Below are 417 nucleotides of genomic sequence, written 5' to 3'. Positions count from 1 at the left end.
GGTAAAGCTCGGCCGCGTCGGCGAGCTGTCCGGAGAGCACGCGCGATACCGACAGCTTGCCGCCATGCGCGGTGTGGATGGTCTTCATCACCTGGACGACGGTCTGGTTGCCGTCGGGCGCGCCAAGGCGCTTGCGGGTCGCCTCGATGTCGGGCGCGTCATGGCGTATCGCCTTCAGGAGGCGCAGCACGCCATTGCCCTTCTCGGCGGTGCCGATCAGCACCGGCGTCACCGCGCCGGCGCGAAGATCGGCGGCAAGGTCGTCGAAGATCGCATCCTTCGGCGGTTCGATCTCCTCGAGCAGCTGCTCCATCAACTGGTCGTCGTGGTCGGCGAGCGTCTCCAGCATGGAGAAGCGGGCCTCCAGCTCGCGAGCCTTGTCGTCACCCGGTATGTCGGCGACCTGGCTCTCGGCAT

The 417-nt window shown here is 67.4% G+C and carries 1 pseudogene; it reads right to left on the bottom strand.

Annotated features, from left to right (window positions below):
• A pseudogene (locus EOA29_RS40415) lies at positions 1 to 417 on the bottom strand (elongation factor G); the annotation flags it as partial.

The sequence above is a fragment of the Mesorhizobium sp. M1E.F.Ca.ET.063.01.1.1 genome (assembly GCF_003998155.1).
In the GTDB taxonomy this organism is placed as follows: domain Bacteria; phylum Pseudomonadota; class Alphaproteobacteria; order Rhizobiales; family Rhizobiaceae; genus Mesorhizobium.
The sequence above is the reverse complement of the archived record's forward strand: the minus strand, read 5'-3'. Positions and strand labels throughout refer to the sequence as shown.